This is a genomic window from Eggerthella sp. AM16-19, from assembly GCF_003474385.1.
GTDB lineage: Bacteria > Actinomycetota > Coriobacteriia > Coriobacteriales > Eggerthellaceae > Senegalimassilia.
In genome coordinates, this window is record NZ_QUCY01000053.1 from 1 (window position 1) to 1,058 (window position 1,058).

At 68.5% G+C, this 1,058-nt stretch carries 1 protein-coding gene; it reads right to left on the reverse strand.

Translation table 11 applies throughout. From position 1 onward, the window contains the following. Nucleotides 1-14: 14 nt before the first annotated feature. The gene (locus DW178_RS11080; protein ID WP_118351524.1) at nucleotides 15-1,007 is read right to left on the reverse strand and encodes an IS30 family transposase; all 993 of its coding nucleotides are present in this window, start codon (nucleotides 1,005-1,007) and stop codon (nucleotides 15-17) included. Nucleotides 1,008-1,058: the final 51 nt, after the last annotated feature.

The following is a 1,058-nucleotide window of genomic DNA, read 5'->3' on the forward strand; positions in this document are numbered from 1 at the left end:
ATCGCCGACGCGGCTTACGCCGCACCCCCAGAAACGTTACGCCGTGGCAACGTCTTTGAGTAGTGGACCTCGTACGGCGTTCGGTAGCCCAGGCGTTTGCGCGGCCTGCGGTTGAGCTTATCGTACACCTCCTGCACCCGCTTCTCGCTGACGCGGCCCAGCGACTCCCCCTTCGGGAAGTACTCGCGCAGCAGGCCGTTGGCGTTCTCGTTGGTCCCGCGCTGCCAGGGATGGTGAGGCAGCGCGAAGTAGAACTCGACCCCGATTTCCCCCGTGACCTGGGCGTGGGATGCGAACTCCTTGCCCCTGTCGAGGGTGACGGGCCGCAGCGGCTGGCCCTCCAGGGCCTTCGGCATCTCCGCGCGCACGCAGGCCGCGGTCTTCCGGCGGCACTTGCCGCCGACGAGGAAGCCGTCCTTGCGGTCGACGAGGGTCAGCAGGCACGCGCCGCCGGCCTTGCCGGCGACCGTGCCGCCTTCCCAGTGGCCGGCCTCGGAGCGACCGTCGGCGGCCGCGGGGCGCTCCGATATCTCGTGCGAGACCTTGATCTTGCCCCGCTTCTCCGAGGCGCCGCGGCGGCGCTTGCCGCGATGCCGCGGCCTCTTGGCCGCCTTGCGCCCGCCGATGCACGCGTCGAAGCGCCCCGACCATATCCCGCGGTAGATGGTGGTGTCGCTCACGGGGCTGGAGCCCAGCTCGAGCGCGAGCCTGCCCTCGATCTGCTCGGGCGACCACTGCTCGTCAAGGAACTTGTCCCTGACCAGGGAGAACGTGGACTCGTCGTCGAGTATCGCGATCCTGCGGCACGCGAGCCGGCGCTCGGAGTAGCGCCGCTGCGCCGTCGACGCGCGGTAGAAGCGCGCGCACGAGTTGCGCGAGAGCTCCCGCGAGACGGTGGACTTGCCCCTGCCTATCCTGCGGGCGATCTCGCAGACCCCCTTGCCGTCGCGGCGCATCAGCATGATGTCCTCGCGCTCGCGTAGTGTAAGATGGACGCGGTGGCCCATGGCTCCCTCCTACTATCTTCTTATCGCGTTTTGACTGTTTCAATCGAACCA

Coding starts and splice junctions, on each gene's coding strand:
- DW178_RS11080 (WP_118351524.1), bottom strand. CDS start 1,007: ATGGGCCACCGCGTCCATCTTACACTACGCGAGCGCGAGGACATCATG.